This is a genomic window from Cupriavidus respiraculi (genome assembly GCF_914271545.1).
Taxonomy (GTDB): domain Bacteria; phylum Pseudomonadota; class Gammaproteobacteria; order Burkholderiales; family Burkholderiaceae; genus Cupriavidus; species Cupriavidus respiraculi.
The window spans coordinates 100,476-120,399 of the sequence record NZ_CAJZAH010000007.1 but is presented as its reverse complement, the minus strand read 5'-3'; the positions used below and the strand labels follow the sequence as shown (position 1 = coordinate 120,399).

The window sequence follows — 19,924 nt, the reverse complement described above, 5'->3', positions numbered from 1 at the left end:
TCGTCACCGCGGGGCGACGACGGGTGAATACGGCAGGCTTACTTGGCCACGCCCAGTTCGCGCAGCGTGCCGCCCAGGCGCGCCGACTCCGCGTCGACGAACTTGCCGAACTCGTCGCCGGTCAGCAGGAACGGCGTCCAGTCGTTCTTCTCCAGCGCCTGCTTCCAGCTCGGCGACTCGGTGGCCTTGACCACCGCGTCGATCAGCGCGCGGCGCTGATCGGCGCTGATGCCGGGCGCGCCATAGACGCCGCGCCAGTTGTAGATCTCCACGTTGACGCCCTGCTCCTTCAGCGTCGGGATATCGGCCACGCGGTCCTTGGAGGCTACGGCCAGCGCGCGCATCTTGCCGCTCTTGATGAAGGGCAGGAATTCGGACACGCCCGACACGCCCACGGTCACGTGGCCGCCGAGAATGGCCGCGGACGCTTCGCCGCCGCCCTGGAACGGCACGTAGTTGACCTTCTTCGGATCGACGCCCACGTCCTTGGCGATCAGGCCGGCCATGATGTGGTCGATCGAACCCTTGGAGCCGCCGCCCCAGCTGACGCTGCCCGGGTTGGCCTTGAGCTGCGCGGTCAGGTCCTTGACCGACTTGAGCGGCGAGTTGGCCGGCACCGTGATCACCATGCTGTCGGTGATCAGGCGCGCCACCGGCGTGGCGTTCTTCAGCGTGACGGGCGGCTTGTTGGTCTCGATGGCGCCGATCATCACCGCACCGGTGACGATCATCGCGTTCGGGTTGCCCTTGTCGGTGTTCACGAACTGCGTCAGGCCGATGGTGCCGCCCGCGCCGCCCTTGTTGTCGTAGGAGGCGGACTTGGCCGTGCCGGCGGCGACCATGGCCGCGCCCAGGGTACGGCCGGTCTGGTCCCAGCCGCCGCCGGGATTGGCGCCGATCATGAACTTGATGGCCTCGGCGGCGTGGGCGGGCGCGACCGCGAAGGCGGCGGCGGCGAGCACGGCGGAGGCGGTGCCGAGCTGGGCAAGACGGGAAAGGCTGCGACGCATGGGGGGTCTCCTGATTCTGCTGTCGGTCGGTTCGGTCAGACTGCGCGGGGCTGCGATGGCGGCCGCCGCGCGGCATCCGGCTCGGTGACGCGCCATGCGCGGGACGGAAGACACGGCGAAAGCGGATCGACCGCGAGGCGCCGGTGAGGTCGTGTCTCCTGTCGCGCGCATGCCTTGCATGCCGGACATCGTTCTTGTTGATTTCGAATGCTGGCCGGCGGAAACCGACCATGGGGGCGATTCTAGGAGGCCAAAACTGTCAATAAGCTGTCAAAACGAAAGCTTATGGCTCGGGGTTTACGCGAAGGATCTTGCGTGGCCAGGGCGTTCCCGCTAGCCCGCGTCGGCCAACGGCAGCCGCAGTTCGGCCCGCAGCCCCCTGCCCTGCGCGGCATCGCCCAGCGTCACCGCGCCACCGAAGCGCGCGGCCATCTCGCGCGAGATGGCCAGCCCCAGGCCCGAGCCGGGTTCCCCATGGCCCACGCGCCGGTAGAAGCGCGCGAACACCTTGTCGCGCTCCTCGGGCGGGATGCCGGGCCCGTCGTCCTCCACCACCAGGCACGCATGGGCGCCCGCGCGCGCGGCCGACAGCGTGATGCGGCTGCCGCGCGGCGAGTACTGGATGGCGTTGTGCACGAGATTGGCCAGCGCCTCGCGCAGCAGCGCCGCGTCGGCGCGCACCGGCAAGCCGCCGCCGGCCGGATGCTCCCAGCCGAAGTCCTGCTGCTTGCGGCGCGCCAGCGGCAGGTAGTCGAGCGCGACCTGCGCGGCCACCGCGGCGGCGTCGATCAGGGGGACGTCGCCCTCCCCGCTCCCGCCCGCGCCGGCATCGGCCACCTCGCCCGCGCCGTCGTGCGGCTGCGCGTGCTGCCGTACCCGGGCCAGCGCCAGGAGCTGGTTGGTCAGCCGCACGGCCTGCTCGAGCTGCGTGACGATGCCGCCCACCGCCTCGCGCGCGGGCGCGGGGTCGCCGCCAGCGTCGAGCTGGCGCCGCGCGAACTCGGCCTGCGTCTTCAGGATCGCCAGCGGCGTGCGCAGCTGGTGCGCGGCATCGGCGATGAACTGGGCCTGCGCCTCGCCCAGCGCCGCCGAGCGCGACACGTGCCGGTTGACCGCGTCCACCAGCGGGCGCACCTCTGCGGGCACGTTGTCGAACGCGAGCGGCGCGAGGTCGTCGGGCGAGCGCGCCTCCACGTCGTCGCGTACCCGCGCCAGCGGGCGCAGCACGAAGGTGATGCCGCCCACCAGGATAGCGGCGCTCGCCAGGATCAGCAGCACGTCTCGCGCCAGCGCGCTGCGCCACACGGTGGCGATCAGCGCCGCGCGCGGCTCGGCGGATTCGGCAACCTGGATGATGACCCGCATGCGCGCGTCGGGCCGGTACACCGGGCGCGCCAGCGCCGCGATGCGCACGGGCTCGTCGCGATAGACCGCGTCGTAGAAGCGGGGCGCGTTGTTGGCCAGGGTCGCGGGCGCACCGGCCGGCAGCGGCAGCGCCTCGTACCCGGTCAGCGTCTCGATGACGCCGTCGCGCTCCAGCGAGACCCGGTAGAACACCCGCGTCTGCGCGGTGCTCTCGAACATCTCCATGGCCGCGTCGGGCATGGTGAACTGGATGCGCTCGCCGGCCATGCCGATGGCGTTGTCGATGGCGCGCACCGAGCCATAGAGCGAACGGTCGTAGGCGGTGTTGGCGGCATCGCGCAGCGTGCCGTAGGTCAGCCACGTGTCCAGCGCCATCATCGCGGCCAGCGCGGGCACCAGCAGTACCAGCAGCTGCCGGCGCAGGCTGCCGCCCAGCCAGCGCCGGCCGGCGCCGCCGCGCGACGGGCCGGCGGCCTGGTTCCCTGGCGCGCCGCCCGCCATCAGCCCCCGCTCTCCGGCTCCAGAAGATAGCCGAAGCCGCGCAGCGTGACGATGGTCACGCCGTGGCCGGAGAGCTTCTTGCGCAGGCGGTAGATCAGCACCTCGATCGCGTCGGGGTTCACGTCGGCATCGAGCGAGAACACCTTGTCGAGCAGTTGCGCCTTGGTCAGGGGCTGGCCGCTGCGGGCGAGCAGCGCGCCCAGCAGCGTGGATTCGCGCGGGGTCAGCGCGAGCGGCACGCCCGAGAGCGTAAAGCCGCGCGTCTCGCCGTCGTACACCAGCGCCCCGCATTGCAGGCGCGGGTGGGCGCGGCCGCGGCTGCGGCGGATCAGCGCGAGGATGCGGGCCTCCAGTTCGGCGATGGCGAAGGGCTTGGCCAGATAGTCGTCGGCTCCCAGGTTCAGCCCGCGCACGCGCTCATCCAGCGTGTCCTGCGCGGTCAGGATCAGCACCGGCGTGCGGTCGTCGCGGCCGCGCATGGCCTTGAGCACCGCGAGCCCGTCCTTGCCCGGCAGGCGCAGGTCCAGCACCACGGCGTCGTATTCCTCGGCCTGCAGGCGCGCCTCGGCCTGCAGGCCGTCGGGCACGTGCTCCACCACGAAGCCGCCCTGCTCCAGCGCCCGCGTCACCCAGCGCGCGAGTTCGGTTTCGTCTTCCACCAGAAGGATGCGCATGCCCGGCCCCCTTGCCGGCTTGGGTCGATCGGTTTTATTCGGCGCCTATAATAAACCGCCCCGAACGTCGGCCGACGCCCGGCGGCCCCGTGCGCGCGGTGCCTCGCGCCCCTTCTTCCGCGTCCGATCTTGTCCGCAGCCGATCTCCCGCCCGATGTCCCGCCCTCGCCCGCGCGCCGGCGCCTGATCGCGACCTCGGCCAGCCTCGCCCTCGGCGCGGCATGGCCCGCGGCGGGCGCCCCCGCCCCCGCGTCGTTGCCGCCGCCGCCCGCGGGATATCCGGCGGCGTACCCGGACCTGATCGCGCGGGCGATCCAGGAGGGCGCGGTCAATGTCCATGCCTCGACCGATGAAAATATCGCCCGGCCGCTGATCGCGGCGTTCGAGGCGCGCTATCCCGGCCTGCGCGTGCGCTACCGTGACTTGAACACCATCGAGCTGGACCGGGGCTTTCTCGCGGACGCCGCCAGGCCCGCCAGCCCCGACCATGCCGACGTGCTGTGGAGCACGGCGATGGACCTGCAGATCAAGCTGGTCAACGACGGCCACGCGCTGCGCTACCTCTCGCCCGAACGCGCCGGGCTGCCCGGCTGGGCGGTGTGGCGCGACGAGGCCTGGGGCACGACCTTCGAGCCGGCGGTGATCGTGTGCAACCGCCGGCATTTCGCGGGCATGGCCATGCCGAAGAGCCGCAGCGGGCTCGCGCGGATCCTGCAGGACAACGCGCAGCGCTGGCGCGGCCGCGTGGTGACCTACGACGTGGAGCAATCCGGCGTGGGCTATCTGCTGGCGCAGCAGGACGCGCGCATGGGCGACGAGTTCTGGTATCTGGCGCAGGCGCTGGGACGCGCCGGCGTGCGGCTGTCGGCGTCGACCGCCGACATGGTCGAGCGCATCGCCAGCGGCGAGCTGGTGGCCGGGTACAACCTGCTGGGTTCGTATGCGCTGTCACTGATGGAGCGCGGCGCCGATATCGAGGTGATCGCGCCGGCGGACTATACGCTGGTGATGTCGCGCGTGGCGCTGATCCAGCGGCGCGCGCCGCATCCGCACGCCGCGCGGCTATGGCTGGATTTCCTGCTTTCGCGCGAGGGGCAGGCGCTGCTCGCGCGCTCGGCGTCGCGGCTCTACACCATCCGCACCGATACCCAGAGCCAGCACAACGCCATCGCGCTGGCCGAGCGGCTGGGCTACGCCTTCAAGCCGATCAGCGTGGGCCCGGGGCTGCTCGCGGCGCAGGACGCGCTGCGCAAGCGTGCCTTTCTGGCGCGCTGGCGCGATGCGATGCGGGCCTAGCACCCTGCCCGCCGCGCCTTACTTCACCTCGGCGGCGGCCTGCGGCGAGCCCAGGCAGAAGGACGCCACCTCGGCATCGAGCTTGGCCATCGGGCGCGGCACGTAGCCCTTTCGCAGCGACGGCGACAGGCGCAGCGTGTCGATGAACACGTCGGACAGCCGCTCGGCGTTGGCGTCCAGGTCGAAATCGCCGGGGGCGAACAGCCAGTGCGCCAGCACGCCGCCGATCGCGGCATGGAAGGCGTTGACCGCCATGTCCAGATCCAGGTCGGCGGGCAGCTGCCCGCGCTCCAGCGCGAGGCGCAGATGCTCGCGCATGCGCGCCATGCCCTCCTCGTGCGACTGGCGCTGCCGGTCCAGGATGGCGCCGTTTTCCTGGACCATTTCGCACTTGTGGAAGATGATTTCGAACACCCGGCGCCATTGGGGATTGATCACGGTCTGGCGCATCACGAAGGCGCAGACATCGCGGATGCCGCCGAGGGGGTCTTCCTGGCGCGCGATGCGCTCCGGCTCGCACAGCGCCTCGACCGGAAGGTGCACCCGGTCGCACATGGCGGCGAAGACATCGCTCTTGTTCTTGAAATGCCAGTAGATCGCGCCGCGGGTGACGCCCGCCGCTTCCGCGATATCCGCCAGCGAGGGACGCGCCACGCCGCGGGCGTGAAAGACGGCTTCGGCTGCGTCGAGGATCCGGTGGCGCGTCTCGAGCGCCTCTTCCTTGGTTCGTCGGGCCATGATCGTCTCAGCGCGAGGCCGTAGCGCGCGGGCTCGCACTTGGGTGGGGGAATCGCCGAAGCGTAGAATTCATCACAATACTCGGGTGGGGCACGGTTCGGCCTGTTGCAGTGCGCAAGGCGCGCATCCTACCGTAGTGGGCGACTTGCACATATGGGGATGGTCCCTGTCAAGAAAAGCGCTGCAGGTAATCTTGCATTGCACAAAGATTTACATACATGCTTGGATGTATATATACTACGCCCCAGTCACCCGTTCGGCCAGCACGGCGTATCGGTGCGGTGCTTGATGCACTCGGCGATTGCCGTTCGCGCTCATGTGCTGGCGACTCGCAACACATTCCCGGCCGTTCGTCGCTTACGTCATAGCTTGGCTACGAAAAGTGGCTAGCATTGTCCTTTTTTTCCCGCTGCGGCTCCGCGGCGGGCTCGGCTGTTTCCGCTCGCCTGGCTCGCAGGCGCGGTGTGGCCGATCTCACATTGCCATCATGGGGTTATCGATGAGGAAGTCCCAACGTTCCAGTTTGGTTGCCGTTGCCGTTGCGGTGTCGGCCGCGCTGACCTTGTCCGCCTGTGGCGACAAGGCGCCGCAAGGCGCCGCGCCGCCGCCCCCTGAAGTGGGTGTGGTGACCATCAAGCCCACCGCCGTGCCGGTCGTCAACGAGTTGCCGGGCCGCCTGGAAGGCGTGCGTACCGCGGAAGTGCGGGCGCGGGTCGAAGGCATCGTGCTGTCGCGCAACTATCGCGAGGGCGGCGAGGTCAAGGCCGGGCAGGTGATGTTCCGCATCGATCCGGCGCCGTACGAGGCGCAGCTCGCCTCGGCCAAGGCCGCGCTGGCGCGCGCCGAGGCCAATGCGGTGTCCGCGCGCCAGAAGGCCGAGCGCTACAAGCCGCTGGTGGCCATCAACGCCGTCAGCAAGCAGGAATACGACGAGGCCGTGGCGCAAGCCGGACAGGCCACCGCCGATATCGCGTCGGCCAAGGCGCAGGTCACCACCGCGCAGATCAACCTTGGCTACACCACCGTCACTGCGCCCATTTCCGGCCGCGCGGGCCGCGCGCTGGTGACCGAAGGCGCGCTGGTCGGCAACGGCGAGGCGACCCGGCTGGCGCTGGTGGAGCAGGTCGATCCGATCTGGGTGACGTTCACCCAGCCGGCCAACGAGGTGATGCGCCTGAAGCGCGCCATCGAGTCCGGCCGCCTCCAGTCGGTGAACGGCGGCGCGCGCGTGCACCTTCTGCTGGACGACGGCACCGAGTACGAGCAGACCGGCAAGCTGCTGTTCTCCGACATGACGGTGGATCCGACCACCGGCGCGATCACGCTGCGGGCCCAGTTTCCCAATCCGCGGCGCGAGCTGCTGTCCGGCACGTTCGTGCGCGTGAAGATCGAGCAGGGCCTGGACCAGAACGCGCTGACCGTGCCGCAGCGGGCGCTGATCCGTACCGCGCAGGGCGCCTCGGTGATGGTGGTGGGCGCCGACGGCAACGTCGCCGCCGTGCCCGTGAAGGCGCCGGTAGCCATCGGCACCGACTGGGTCGTGACCGAGGGCCTGAAGGGCGGCGAACAGGTGATCGTGGAAGGCCTGCAGAAGGTCAAGCCGGGCGCGCCCGCCAAGGCCGTGCCGTTCCAGGCGCAAGGCGCGCAGCCGCAGCCCGCGGCCGGCGCCAGCGCCCCCGCGGCGCCCGCGGCGGCGTCGGATGCGAAGGCCGGGGCCAAGCAAGGCTAATCAAAGCGGAATACGAAGGGAGCCAGTCTTATGGCCAAGTTTTTCATCGACCGGCCGGTGTTCGCGTGGGTGATCGCGCTGATCATCGTGCTGGGCGGGATACTGTCGATCTTCCAGTTGCCGATCGCGCAGTACCCCAATATCGCGCCGCCCACGATCTCGGTCTCGGCGACCTATCCCGGCGCATCGGCCAAGACGCTCGAAGACTCGGTCACCTCGGTGATCGAGCAGGAGCTCAATGGCGCGCCCGGGCTGATGTACTACACGTCGACCAGCGAGTCGACGGGCCTGGCGACGATCACCATCGCCTTCCAGCCCGGCTCCAACGTCGACCTGAACTCGGTCGAGGTGCAGAACCGGCTCAAGCGCGTGGAGGCCCGCCTGCCGGCCGAAGTGCGGCAGCAGGGCGTGCGGGTGGACAAGGCCGGGAACAACTACATGATGTTCCTGACCGTGACGTCCAAGTCCGGCACGGCCACCGCGATCGAGCTGGGCAACTACATCTCGGCCAACGTCATCGATTCGATCCGCCGCGTGCCCGGCGTGGGTTCGGCCGACCTGTTCGGCACCGAATACGCGATGCGCATCTGGCTGGATCCGGCCAAGCTGACCGGCTTCAACCTGACGCCGATCGACGTCACCCGCGCGATCTCGGAGCAGAACATCCAGGTGGCCGTCGGCGAGCTGGGCGCCACGCCGTCGCCGCGCGGCACGGAGCTGAACGCGACGATCACCACCGAGAGCCGGCTGACCACGCCGCAGCAGTTCTCCAACATCCTGCTGCGCGTGAACCCGGACGGCTCGTCGGTGCGCATCGGCGACGTGGGCACGGTAGAGCTGGGCGGCGCCGACTATTCGACGCAGGCCCGCACCAACGGCAAGCCGTCGGCGGCCATCGCCATCAAGCTGGCCCCGACCGGCAACGCGCTGGCCACGGCCACCGCGGTGCGCGAGCGGATGGAGGAGCTGGCCAAGTTCTTCCCGGCCGACTACCAGTTCACGGTGCCTTACGACACGTCGGCCTTCGTCAAGATCTCGATCGAGGAGGTCATCAAGACGCTGCTGGAAGCCATCCTGCTGGTGTTCCTGGTGATGTACCTGTTCCTGCAGAACATCCGCGCCACGATCATCCCGACGCTGGTGGTGCCGGTCGCGCTGCTGGGCACGTTCGGCATGCTGCTGGCGTTCGGTTTCTCGATCAACGTGCTGACGATGTTCGGCATGGTGCTGGCCATCGGTATCCTGGTCGATGACGCGATCGTGGTGGTCGAGAACGTCGAGCGGATCATGAGCGAGGAGGGGCTCTCGCCCCGCGAGGCGACCCGCAAGGCCATGGGCCAGATCACCGGCGCCATTATCGGCATCACGCTGGTGCTGACCGCGGTGTTCATCCCGATGGCGTTCTTCGCCGGCTCGGTGGGCAACATCTATCGCCAGTTCTCGCTGTCGCTGATCGCCTCGATGGCCTTCTCGGCGCTGCTGGCGCTGACGCTGACCCCGGCGCTGTGCGCGACGCTGCTCAAGCCCGTCGAAGCGGGGCACCACCACGAGAAGAAGGGCTTCTTCGGCTGGTTCAACCGTACCTTCGCCCGCGCGGCCACCGGCTACCAGGGCGTGGTGGCCCGCATCCTCGGACGCACCGGCCGCTACATGATCCTGTTCGGCCTGATCGTGGTCGCCGTGGTGCTGCTGTTCCGCCAGCTGCCGTCGTCGTTCCTGCCCGATGAGGACCAGGGCTACACGATCACCGTGGTGCAGCTGCCAAACGGCGCCACGCAGGAGCGCACCATCGGCGTGCTCAAGCAGATCGAGGACTACTACCTGAACAAGGAAGCCAAGATCGTCGACCAGATGATCACGGTGGCGGGCTTCTCGTTCTTCGGCCGCGGCCAGAACGGCGGTATCGCGTTCGTGCGGCTCAAGGACTGGAAGGAGCGCACCGGCGCCGACGAGACCGCGCAAGCGATGGTGGGCCGTGCCTTCGGCGCGCTGTCCGGCATCAAGGACGCGATCATCTTCCCGCTGAACCCGCCGGCCATTCCGGAACTGGGCAACTCCTCGGGCTTCGACTTCCGCCTGCAGGACCGCTCGGGCCAGGGCCACGCGAAGCTGATGGAAGCGCGCAACATGATGCTCGGCATGGCCGCGCAGAACCCCGTGCTGGCCGGCGTGCGTCCGGAAGGCCAGGAAGACGCGCCGCAGCTGCAGATCGATATCGACCGCGAGAAGGCGCGCGCGCTGGGCGTGGCGATCGCGGACATCAACCAGACGCTGTCGATCGCGTTCGGCTCCTCGTATGTGAACGACTTCATCTACGAAGGGCGCGTGCGCCGCGTGATAGCGCAGGCCGAGGGCGGCGACCGCCTGCTGCCCGAGGATCTGGGCAAGCTGCGCGTGCGCAACGGCAACGGCGACATGGTGGCGTTCTCGGCGTTCTCCACGTCCAAGTGGGTCATGGGTTCGCCGCGCCTGGAGCGCTACAACGGCCTGCCGGCCGTGAAGCTGGCCGGTCAGGCCGCGCCGGGCCGCAGCACGGGCGAGGCGATGGCGGCGATGGAGGAAATCTACGCCAAGCTGCCGCCTGGCTTCGGCTTCGAGTGGTCGGGCCAGTCCTATGAGGAACGGCTGGCCGGCTCGCAGGAGCCGATGCTGTACACGCTGTCGCTGATTATCGTGTTCCTGTGCCTGGCCGCGCTGTACGAAAGCTGGTCGATCCCGGTGGCGGTGCTGCTGGTGGTGCCGCTGGGCGTGCTCGGCGCGCTGCTGGGCGTGACGCTGCGCGGCATGCCGAACGACGTGTACTTCAAGGTGGGCCTGATCGCTACGATCGGCCTGTCCGCGAAGAACGCCATTCTGATCGTGGAGTTCGCCAAGGATCTGCAGGCGCAGGGCAAGGGTCTGATCGAGGCAACGCTCGAAGCGGTGCATCTGCGCTTCCGCCCGATCCTGATGACGTCGATGGCCTTTATCCTGGGCGTGCTGCCGCTGGCGATCTCCACCGGCGCGGGCTCGGGCAGCCAGCGCGCGATCGGCACCGGCGTGATGGGCGGCATGATCACCGCCACGGTGCTGGCGATCTTCCTGGTCCCGGTGTTCTTCGTGGTGATCCGCAAGCGATTCAAGGGCAGCAAGCGCCAACGCATGCTCGACCAGAAGTGGCGCGAGCCGCAGGAGGAAATCTGACATGACCAAGACACTGACCACGTTGCTGCTGGTGGCGGGCGTCCTGTCGGGCTGCACGCTGGCACCCCGCTATGAACGCCCGGCCGCGCCGGTGGCCGCGACGTTCCCGGCGGCGCCCGAGGGCTACGGGCAGGCCGAGGTGAAGAGCGGCGAATCTCGCCGCGCGGCCGATATCGGCTGGCGCGAGTTCTTCCCCGATCCGCGGCTGCAGGTGCTGATCGCCAACGCGCTGGAGAACAACCGCGACCTGCGCACCGCCGCGTTGCGCATCGAGGAGGCGCGCGCGCTGTACCAGGTGCAGCGTGCCGACCTGCTGCCCACCGTCAACGCCACCGGCGGCTACACGCGCCAGCGGCTGTCGGGCGCGCAGTCGCCGCTGGGCACCGGCTATATCGCCGAGTACTGGCAGGCGGGTGGCGCCATCACCTCGTACGAGCTGGACTTCTTCGGCCGCGTGCGCAGCCTGACCAACGCGCAGCTGGCGCAGTACTTCGCCACCGAAGAGGCGCGCCGCTCGGCGCAGATCTCGCTGGTGGCCGAAGTCGCCAAGGCCTACCTGGCCGAGCGTTCCTACTCGGAACAGTACGAGATCGCGCGCAACACGCTGCGCACCCGCGAGGAGACCTTCGGCCTCGCGCGCCAGCGTTTCGAAGCCGGCGCCACCTCGGCGCTGGAGCTGCGCGACACCGAATCGCTGGTGGCGCAGGCGCGCGTCGCATCCGCCGAGCTGGCCCGCCAGCGCGCGCAGGCGCAGAACGCGCTGGAGGTGCTGGTCGGCAGGCCGCTGGGCAGCATTGCCGACCTGCCGCAGGAAACGCAGTTGTCGGCCGAACGGCTGATCAGCGATATTCCCGCCGGCATGCCGTCGGACCTGCTGGAGCAGCGTCCCGACATACGCCAGGCCGAGCAGCAACTGCTGGCCGCCAACGCGAATATCGGCGCGGCGCGCGCGGCATTCTTCCCGCGCATCACGCTGACGGCGCAGGCGGGCAGCATCAGCCCGACGTTCTCGTCGCTGTTCGATTCGGGCACCGGCGCGTGGTCGTTCGCCCCGCAGCTGGTGCTGCCGATCTTCGACTTCGGCCGCAACCTGTCGAACCTGGACCTGGCCAACGTGCGCAAGAACATCCAGATCGCCAACTACGAGAAGACCATCCAGGTGGCCTTCCGCGAGGTGGCGGACACGCTGGTGGCGCGCGGCACGCTGGAAGATCAGGTCGCCGGGCAGGAGCAGGTGCGCGACGCCGAAGCCGCCCGCTTCGAACTTGCACGGGCGCGTTTCCGCGCGGGCGTGACCGGTCAGCTCGAAGCACTGGATGCGCAGCGCCAGCTGTTCAGCGCCGAGCAGGCCCTGGTGCAGGCACGGCAGTTGAGGCTGAACAATGCCATCGACCTGTACCGCGCGCTGGGTGGCGGCCTGACCGAGACCGGGCCCGTGGCGGCAGCGCCCGCGAGCGCGCCGCAGGCCGTGCAGTAGGGCTGGGCGTCACCCAGCGAAACGGCCGCCAGTCACCTGGCGGCCGTTTTTTTTGTTCGCCAGCGGGCGGGCGGCACATCACGCATCGGGTCAGCTTTCGGCCGGAGGCGGGGCCGGCGCCGCGGCATCGGCGAGCTGCTTCTCGCAAGCCGCCCGCTTGGCGGCCGGAAGCAGGTGGATGCTGTCTTCCAGCGCCTTGAGCGCGCATGCACGCTGCGGTGACGTTGCGGGAATGGTCAGCACCGCCTTCATGCATGCGCACCAGTTGGTGTGGCTCAGTTTGTGGCGCGAATGGGGATGCAGCGTGGCGCGCACCATCTCGCTGATGCCGGACTCGCGCTCCGGCGCTGGAAGTCCCTGGACCAATTGCATGATCGCCCGCCATGCGCGGTCGACCGACGAGAACCAGTGGCCGACGTAGTCGAGCAGTACCGCGGCGCGGGAGGAGACGGGCAGCGCTTCCAGATGCCCGAGGATCCAGGTCAACGCATCGTCGCCTTTCCGGCGCTTGGCCGACGCCGGGGCGCTGGTGGCGGCGAGCGGGTCGTAGGGCCTGCGCCAGTTGTGGTGCGACATCAGCAGGTATAGCGCCGCACCCAGCGGCCGCTCCCGCTCTTCGGGCGGCAGGGAGCCAAGGCCCGCGTGAATCTCGGGAAGCGCATCCGGCGAGCCGCGGGCGCTGATGTAGGCGCGCAGCACCTCGGATCTTTGCCGAGGCGGCAGCGCATCCATGAGGGTCATGAAGGTGTCCCTGGTGGCGGTATCCCACGGCGTGTCCGTGTGGCTGGTGCAGAAGCTGGCCAGGAACGCCGCCATCTGCGGCGCGGGCAGTGTCGCGACCCCGTTGAGCCACCATGACCGGTACGTGGCAATCTCGGCCGGCGGCGCCGACTCGAACCACCTGAGCAGTCCTGCGAAGTATTCGGCGCGCACTTCCGGCGACAATGACGCCGCCGCGTCGTAGAGCCACGACCATCCCTGCATGCGCCCCTGCGCGGTGTCGGCGCAGAAGCCGAAGCCCAATCCCGTCGCCAGAGACCGAAGCAGCGGTCCACGCTGTGCCGGCGCGATGGATCCCATGGCGTTGCACACCCAATTGAACACGCCGCTGAAGCTGCCCGCGGGCAGGCGCTCCTTCACGTCGGGAGCAATGTGGCATTCCAGCGGCTTGACCAGCGACTCGAAGATCGCGCGGCCATGGGCATCCAGATTGCCGTCCGGCTCGCGCATCTGGATGGCGATGCCGATGAGCGTCCCATACAGGGCAAGCGCCGGCGGACCCGCCCGGAAATAGCTGAACGCGCTGTGGCTGTCCACCAATGCCCGGGCCACGGTGCTGCACGACGCAGCGGGCAGCGTCGCGGCGATGTCCACGTAGCGTTTCATCGCCGCGGCATCGAAGCCGTGCTCCTTGTCGTGCGACCTGACGATGATGGCCAGCAGCTTGCCGCGCGCCTCCGGTGGCAATGTCCGCAACCTCGCCACGTCGCGTTGCCGCATGGTTGCGAGCTGTTCATTGGTAAACAGTCTGAGACAGACGCCATACCGCAGCCGGCATGCCCGCAGATCGGACTCCTTGTCGATGGCGATCCTGAGCAGCCGTTGTGCCTCGTTTTTTCCGGCGCGCATCGTTTTCGCCTGCCTCATCAGCGCTCCGGCAATGGCGTCACGGTCGGCGAAGGGATTACGGGCTGTCTCGGCGAGCACCGCCGCCACCGCCAGTGGCGAGGCGGCGTTGCCGGCCCGGTCCGCGATCTCCAGCGCTTCGAGTTCCAGTTCCATGCGCCGGGCCGCGACGGCAATATCCAGCCGGTGGTGAAGCATCCAGCAAGTACGCGACAGTGCGCTGGTAGCCCGCAGGCCGAGATGGCCCTGCACGACGTCCAGGCAGTGGCCGACGAACATCGGGCGCAGAAGCTGGGACTCCGCGCCGCCGTTCTCGGGCGGTACGGGAGGGGGCGTGCAGGTGTCGAGGCGATGCGAAGAGGAGAGGGTGCTGGCGGTGTCGCTGGGCATGGCGCCTCCAAAGCGATGGCCGGAGAGCGGTGGCGCGAGCGGAGCAGGGCGGGGGCGTTGCCGGCATTCAACGGCACTGCAAGTCCGGATCGCGTCAGGATTCCTGTCGCGGGACAGGGCTTACGGATGCCCCTGGCGATCGTGCGCTGTGTCGTTCAGCAATCCCTGCAGCGGTCCCCGCGGATCGGCAAGCCACGTGGCCAGATGCTGCACGAGCAGGGCGTTGCGCTGGCGCTGGAATTCCTGCTCGCGCTGCGCCTTCGTGACCTTGATTTGAGCGGTATCCGAGAGCGTGTACAGCTCCACCACGCGTTCCATCCATAGCGGGTCGCGCCCGATCGACTCCGTGTTCGTGATCAGCCCGACAAGGGCCCGGCAGCTGCCGGGTTGCGCGCACACGTCGAGCGACGCAATGCGGTCCCACAAGGCGCGGGCCAGCGCAACGCGCGTGGCGTCCGGCGCGTCCGTCGCGTCCCTGACCAGCCGGCGAACGTCACCGTCGTTGCGGACGTTCCTTACCGCAGCCTCGATATCGATGGTCGAGAACAGCGCGCCGCGCAGCGTGCCCACGGCGCGCCGACTCTCCATGGGCGGCAGCGCACCGATGCGGTCGTCCAGCAGCGCGATGACGTGCCGGCGGAACGCCGCCGGGGCGGGCATCACATCGGCGATCAGCCTGTCGAAGTCGGCCACCGTCCGGGCCCGCGATGCGCGCGCCTCGCATCGGCTCGTGGCGAGCCAGTCCCAGAAGGCGGAGGCGGTGTTGCCCAGCGTGTTGGCCTCGCGCAGCGACAGGAAGCCGGCGATGTTGGCGAGCAGTTCGGAGGGAAGCAGGGCGATGCGGGCAGTCTGTTCGCCGCGATTGTCGGTGGACAACGGAAGGGTGGCGGAAGCCGTGGCGGGGGCCTGCGTATCGTTGCCGTCGGGCACGGCGGGAGGCAGCGATGGCGAGGCATGGAGGACCGAGGATTGCAAGGGCATGGTGGGCTCGGCAAAGAAGAGCGCGCACAGGGGCACACGGGTTCGCGTGCCCCTGTGCGCGCCGGGTCGCGGAGACGGAACTGTGCCCGGCGCCTGCACGCCGCGCTTTTGCAAAAGCGCGTCGCTCGCCAGCATTCCGCGCGCGCGGCCCAAGCGCTCAGCGGCGCCTGACCAGCTGGTCCAGCTTGCGCTCGATCGACGACAAGCGCTCATCGGTCTTCTCAGCATGCGCCTCGATGCGATCGAGGCGCTTGTCGATGCCGTTCAGACTCTCGGTCAGTCGCCTGTCGAAGGCGCCGAGGCTGTCGGTCAGCCGCTTGTCCACGGCGTCGAGACGGCCGGTGAGGCGCCTGTCCATCTCGTCGATCCGCACCGACAGCGGACCTGTTCCCTTGTCGACCTTGTCCTGCGCGGAAGCGGTGATCCACGCCATCACGGAAAAGATCAGGGCGATCCCGGCGCCCACGCCGGAGAATACATTGGCGGGACTGATCGGCTCGGCTCGGCTATCGGCGCTGTGCCGCGCCTGCTCGATGCAGTCCACCCGCCTGGCAATCCTGTCTACCGTGCTCCAGTCATGGCGGCCCGGGCGGAAGCGCTGGAAGCGGCCAGCGTGCTTGCCGTGGCCGGTGTGGGAAGTGTCCATGGTGCGTGTCTCTCGTCGTTCGCGAAGGAAGGCGCAGGGGCGCCGAAGCCGCGAGCATGCGCGCCGCGCGTGCGTATGCATTTCATCAACGTTGCCGCTCTATCGCTTTCGTCCTCGCGCTGGCGCGCCTCCACTAGAATGGCGTTCCCCACACTGCGCGGCCCGACGCAAGCGAGACCACATGCATACCCGTTGGCTGGAGGACTTCGTCTGCCTCGCGCAGGCGGGCAGCTTCGCCCGCGCGGCGGAACTGCGCAACGTGACACCGCCGGCGTTCGGCCGGCGCATCCAGGCCCTGGAGGTGTGGGCCGGCGCGCCGCTGATCGACCGGGGCGTCTACCCGGTGCGGCTCACCGCCGAGGGCCGGCAGTTCCTCGAGGCCGCGCAGTCGGCGCTGACGACGCTGGACGAGGTGCGCGTGTCGCTGCGCGCCAGCCGCCGCGCCGATGCGCGCACGGTGATCATCGCCACCGGCAAGACGCTGGCACGTTCGATGGTGCCCGCCTGGCTCGCGCACCTGCGCGAGACGCTGCGCGACGACCCGCTCGCCGCGGGCTTCCGCACCCGCCTGTCGACGTATTCGATGCACGACGCGCTGGCGGTCTTCACCGCCGGCGACGCCGAATTCCTGCTGTGCTACAGCCCGCCGGACGCCCCCGTGACGCTGGACGACGCGCAATACCAGTTCCACGCCGTCGGCATCGAGCGCCTGGTCTGCGCGAGCGCCGCCGATGATGCCGGGGGCGCGCTGTACAGGCTGTCCGCGCGCGCCAGGGCGCCGGTGCCGATGATCGCCTACGCGGAGACGCTGACGATGGGCCGCATGGTCAACCACGAGGTGGCCCGCCGCAAGCTGGCCGGCCGTCTGGACGTGATCGCGGTCAGCGACTTCGCCGAGTCGGTGCACGAGATGGTGCGCGAGCGCATGGGCCTCGCCTGGCTGCCGGCGCGCCTGATCGCCGACGACTTGCGCGCCGGCCGGCTGGTGCGGGCCGATGCCGGCGAGACCGACCTGGCCTTGCAGATCCGCCTGTACCGCCCGCGCGCGCCGCTGCGGCCGCTGGCAGAGGCGTTCTGGCAAGCGGCGTCGGCCTGAGCCCGGCCAGCGCCCGGCTTGCGCCCCGCTTGCGCCCCGCTTGCGCCCACCCATTGCCGAAACGGCAATCCCCGTTGCCAAAGCCGCACGCCGCGGCGGCTCCGTGTTTTCTAAGATCGCGTCACAACAAACCGCGTCACCACGAACGACACGCGACCACCAAGGGGAAACCACTGCCATGAACGCCATGCTGCGCGCGGCCGCCGCCGCCTCCATCTGCCTGTCCGTCCTCGCCGCCGGCCAGGCCCGGGCCAATCCCTGGCCAGCCAAGCCGATCTCGCTGGTGGTGGGCTACACCGCCGGCGGCAGCGTCGACCTCGTGGCGCGCACCATCGCGCCGGAACTGGGCAAGCGCCTGGGCCAGAGCGTGGTGGTCGACAACCTGGGAGGGGCGGGCGGCACCATCGGCGCCGCGAAGGTCGTCAAGGCCGAGGCCGACGGCTACACGCTGCTGATGGGTTCGGGCAGCGAGGTCTCCATCGCGCGCCTGACCAACCCGGCGGTGCGCTACGACGGCGAGAAGGACCTGGCGCCGGTGACCTTCGTCGGCACCCAGCCGATGGTGCTGGTCGGCAAGGCGGCGCTCGCGGCCAACAATGCGGACGAGCTGATCGCGCTGGCGCGTGCCCAGCCGGGCAAGCTGTCCTATGCCTCGTCGGGCGTGGGCACGCCGCTGAACCTGGCCGGCGAGCTGATCAAGCAGCAGGGCAAGGTCAGCATCACCCATGTGCCGTACAAGGGTGCGCCCGCGATGGCCACCGACCTGCTGGGCGGCCAGATCGATCTGGCCGTGATGGTGCTGTCTTCCGCGCTGCCCCACATCCAGTCCGGCAAGGTGAAGGCCTATGGCGTGACCGAGACGCGCCGCGCGGCGGTGGCGCCGAACGTGCCGGCGCTGGCGGAAAGCGCGGCGCTCAAGGGCGTCGACATGAGCGTATGGTTTGGCCTGATGGCGCCGGCCGCCACGCCCAAGGCCGTGGTCGACCGCCTCAATACCGAGATGCAGGCGGTGCTCGCCATGCCGGAGGTGCGCCGCAAGCTGGCGGAAGCCGGCGTGGAGGTGGCACCTGGCAATCCCGGCCAGTTCGCCGCCTTCGTCAAGCGCGAGACGGCCAAGTACCGCGGCATCGTGCAGACTGCCGGCATCCAGCAATAACCGCGAGCACGCCCCGATGACCATCGAACACTATCCCGTCGACGTCGCGTTCCCCGACATCCGGCCCTATGCGGCCGGCACCGGCGGCATTCCCTACGTCCATACCTTCGACAGCGGCGTGCCGGGTCCGCACGTGATGATCAACGCGCTGACGCACGGCAACGAGGTATGCGGCGCGATCGCGGTCAAGGATCTGCTGGACCTCGCGCTGCGCCCGCGCCGTGGCCGCCTGACGCTGGCCTTCGCCAATGTCGAGGCCTATGGCCGCTTCGATGCGGCGCGTCCCGACGCGTCGCGCTATGTCGACCAGGACTTCAACCGGGTGTGGACCGCCGCGGTGCTGGACGACACGACGCGCGACTCGTCCGAGCTGCGCCGCGCGCGCGAGATGCGCCCGGTGATCGATACGGTGGACCTGCTGCTGGATCTGCACTCGATGCACGAGAAAAGCCTGCCGCTGATCGTGTCCGGTCCGCTGGACAAGGGCATCGCGCTCGCCCGCAGGCTCGGCGCGCCGGCGCACGTGATCGTCGACGAGGGGCACCCCGAAGGGCGCCGCATGCGCGACTACGAGGGCTTCGGCGACCCGGCCAGCGCGAAGAACGCGCTGCTGGTCGAATGCGGCCAGCACTGGGAGCCGGCCGCGGTGGACGTCGCACGCGACAGCGCCGCGCGCTTCCTGCTCGCGGCTGGCGTCATCGATGACGGCGACGTGCCGGCCGGCTGGACGATGCCGGCGAGCTCCGCGCAGCGGGTGGTGCGGGTCACCGAACCGGTGGTGGCGACCAGCATGGATTTCCGCTTCGCGGACAACTACACGGGTCTCGAAACCTTCGCCGAGGCCGGCACGGTCATCGGCTGGAACGGCGGCGAGCCGGTGACCACGCCGTATCCCGATTGCGTGCTGGTGATGCCGTCGCTGCGCCAACTGCGGCCGGGCGTGACGGTGGTGCGGCTGGGGCGCCTGCAGTCCTGAGGCACGCCGCGGCGTCGCTCAGGCCGGCATCCCGTCGATGCGTTGCCTGAGCGCCGCCCTTTCCTCGGCGCCCGCGACGCCGACCGTCCCCACGAGATCAAGGAACTCCGTACCCAGCGAGGTGCGGACCGGTCCGGGCTGCGCCTCGAAGGCATCGAGCAGCCGATGGCATCGGGCCGCCGCGCCGTTGGCGGGATCGTCGACCAGCGGCGGCCGCACGTCGCTGGTGTCCGCCATGAAGACTTCCCTGCGCAGGGCGCCGGCGAGGTAGCGAAACACGCCGGCCCGTGCCTGTGGCGGCAGCGCCTGCGCGGCGGCGAGCACGGCGTGCCAGTGATCGGCCGGCGACTGCGCGGATGTCCCGTAGTAGTGCAGGTGGTCCACGATGAGATCGATGTCGGCGCCCGTCCCGGCCGGTTCGCCGCGGCCATAGGCCTGGACGATCGCCACGGTGACCTGCGCCTGTTCGGCCGGCGACAGATGCCTGTAGTACGAAGCCAGCCGCGCCACCATCGCGCCGCGGTCATCGGCCCCTTCCAGCATTGCACCCCTGCCGGCGAACGCGCGAAGTACATCGACCCGGTCCTCTGAAATCCACGTCTTCATGTTGTCCAGCAGCAGCGTCATCGGGCCGCCCGGCACGTACTGCCGGGCGAAGCGATGCCCGATCAGCGCGGCGTACCGCGCGCTCGTGTCGGGCGTCAGGGACGCATCGAAAGCGCGGCAGGTCGCGCGCAGGCTCAGGTACGAGCGCGCCGGCAGATAGCTGGCGACGTGCTGCTGCATTTCCGCCGGCAGCCACGAAATGTTGGCGGTGGCGTCGTGGCCGACCGGCAGCGCCCCGGTCGGCGGCGGCAGGCCGGAACCCGCGCTGGTCTGGCCAGCCGGGGCGGGAACGTGTTTGGCGGGGGAGATGGCGTGGTCGTACATGGAGGTCCTCGCAGAGCCGGATGAAGGGAAGGGCGCGAGTGTGGGCGGCGCAGCCAGATTCAGCTTTCGGTTCGCGCCCCGAAAGTTGCGGAGACGCCAATGTGCCTGAAGCGTCATGCCTGAGGCCGTGCCGATCTCCCGACTGGAGGG

15 protein-coding genes are annotated in these 19,924 nt (G+C 69.6%); 7 read left to right on the top strand and 8 right to left on the bottom strand.

The features are described from left to right. Positions 1–38 precede the first annotated feature (38 nt). From LDO27_RS22620 to LDO27_RS22610, 3 genes are all read right to left on the bottom strand, one after another. Positions 39–1,010 carry a tripartite tricarboxylate transporter substrate binding protein gene (locus LDO27_RS22620; RefSeq protein WP_224044112.1) on the bottom strand — a complete coding sequence of 324 codons (972 nt, stop codon included), beginning with the start codon at positions 1,008–1,010 and terminating at the stop codon, positions 39–41. Between the two features lie 333 nt (positions 1,011–1,343). Next, on the bottom strand, positions 1,344–2,876 hold the full coding sequence (locus tag LDO27_RS22615; protein WP_224044111.1) for a sensor histidine kinase: 1,533 nt from the start codon (positions 2,874–2,876) through the stop codon (positions 1,344–1,346). Further along, positions 2,876–3,550, bottom strand: a complete 675-nt coding sequence (locus tag LDO27_RS22610) for a response regulator (protein ID WP_222202979.1) — start codon at positions 3,548–3,550, stop codon at positions 2,876–2,878. The genes LDO27_RS22615 and LDO27_RS22610 overlap by 1 nt, the downstream gene beginning before the upstream one ends. Before the next feature lie 186 nt (positions 3,551–3,736). On the opposite strand from LDO27_RS22610, the gene LDO27_RS22605 reads away from it, so the two are divergent. After that, complete coding sequence (locus tag LDO27_RS22605; protein ID WP_222203283.1) at positions 3,737–4,846, top strand: ABC transporter substrate-binding protein; 1,110 nt, start codon at positions 3,737–3,739, stop codon at positions 4,844–4,846. Between the two features lie 18 nt (positions 4,847–4,864). Here LDO27_RS22605 and LDO27_RS22600 read toward each other — a convergent pair whose 3' ends face one another. Beyond that, positions 4,865–5,584 carry a TetR family transcriptional regulator gene (locus tag LDO27_RS22600; protein WP_222202978.1) on the bottom strand — a complete coding sequence of 240 codons (720 nt, stop codon included), beginning with the start codon at positions 5,582–5,584 and terminating at the stop codon, positions 4,865–4,867. Positions 5,585–6,083: 499 nt separating this feature from the next. On the opposite strand from LDO27_RS22600, the gene LDO27_RS22595 reads away from it, so the two are divergent. Genes LDO27_RS22595 through LDO27_RS22585 form a run of 3 tightly spaced genes read left to right on the top strand, consistent with a single transcriptional unit; the run spans position 6,084 to position 11,973 of the window. Continuing rightward, positions 6,084–7,313: an efflux RND transporter periplasmic adaptor subunit gene (locus LDO27_RS22595; RefSeq protein WP_222202976.1), complete on the top strand. Its 1,230-nt coding sequence runs from the start codon at positions 6,084–6,086 to the stop codon at positions 7,311–7,313. A gap of 30 nt (positions 7,314–7,343) precedes the next feature. After that, positions 7,344–10,496, top strand: a complete 3,153-nt coding sequence (locus LDO27_RS22590; protein WP_222202975.1) for an efflux RND transporter permease subunit — start codon at positions 7,344–7,346, stop codon at positions 10,494–10,496. Between the two features lies 1 nt (position 10,497). After that, entirely contained in the window at positions 10,498–11,973 is a 1,476-nt protein-coding gene (locus LDO27_RS22585) for an efflux transporter outer membrane subunit (RefSeq protein WP_224044110.1), read from the top strand. A gap of 90 nt (positions 11,974–12,063) precedes the next feature. Here LDO27_RS22585 and LDO27_RS22580 read toward each other — a convergent pair whose 3' ends face one another. The 3 genes from LDO27_RS22580 to LDO27_RS22570 form a co-directional block, all read right to left on the bottom strand. Further along, positions 12,064–13,989, bottom strand: coding sequence for a hypothetical protein (locus tag LDO27_RS22580; RefSeq protein ID WP_224044109.1), 1,926 nt, complete (start codon positions 13,987–13,989; stop codon positions 12,064–12,066). 120 nt (positions 13,990–14,109) lie between these two features. After that, the gene (locus LDO27_RS22575) at positions 14,110–14,970 is read right to left on the bottom strand and encodes a hypothetical protein (protein ID WP_224044108.1); all 861 of its coding nucleotides are present in this window, start codon (positions 14,968–14,970) and stop codon (positions 14,110–14,112) included. Between the two features lie 157 nt (positions 14,971–15,127). After that, on the bottom strand, positions 15,128–15,616 hold the full coding sequence (locus LDO27_RS22570; RefSeq protein WP_224044106.1) for a hypothetical protein: 489 nt from the start codon (positions 15,614–15,616) through the stop codon (positions 15,128–15,130). 181 nt (positions 15,617–15,797) lie between these two features. Between LDO27_RS22570 and LDO27_RS22565 the strand changes: the two genes are divergently transcribed. The 3 genes from LDO27_RS22565 (at position 15,798) to LDO27_RS22555 (ending at position 18,844) form a co-directional block, all read left to right on the top strand. Continuing rightward, positions 15,798–16,712 carry a LysR family transcriptional regulator gene (locus LDO27_RS22565; protein WP_222202969.1) on the top strand — a complete coding sequence of 305 codons (915 nt, stop codon included), beginning with the start codon at positions 15,798–15,800 and terminating at the stop codon, positions 16,710–16,712. A 178-nt stretch (positions 16,713–16,890) separates the two neighbouring features. Beyond that, positions 16,891–17,868 (top strand): Bug family tripartite tricarboxylate transporter substrate binding protein, encoded by a 978-nt coding sequence (locus tag LDO27_RS22560; RefSeq protein ID WP_222202967.1) that lies wholly within the window; start codon positions 16,891–16,893, stop codon positions 17,866–17,868. Positions 17,869–17,884: 16 nt separating this feature from the next. Continuing rightward, entirely contained in the window at positions 17,885–18,844 is a 960-nt protein-coding gene (locus LDO27_RS22555; protein WP_222202965.1) for a M14 family metallopeptidase, read from the top strand. An 18-nt stretch (positions 18,845–18,862) separates the two neighbouring features. Here the strand turns inward: LDO27_RS22555 and LDO27_RS22550 are convergent, their stop codons facing one another. After that, positions 18,863–19,774, bottom strand: a complete 912-nt coding sequence (locus tag LDO27_RS22550) for an F-box protein (protein WP_224044105.1) — start codon at positions 19,772–19,774, stop codon at positions 18,863–18,865. Positions 19,775–19,924 lie beyond the last annotated feature (150 nt).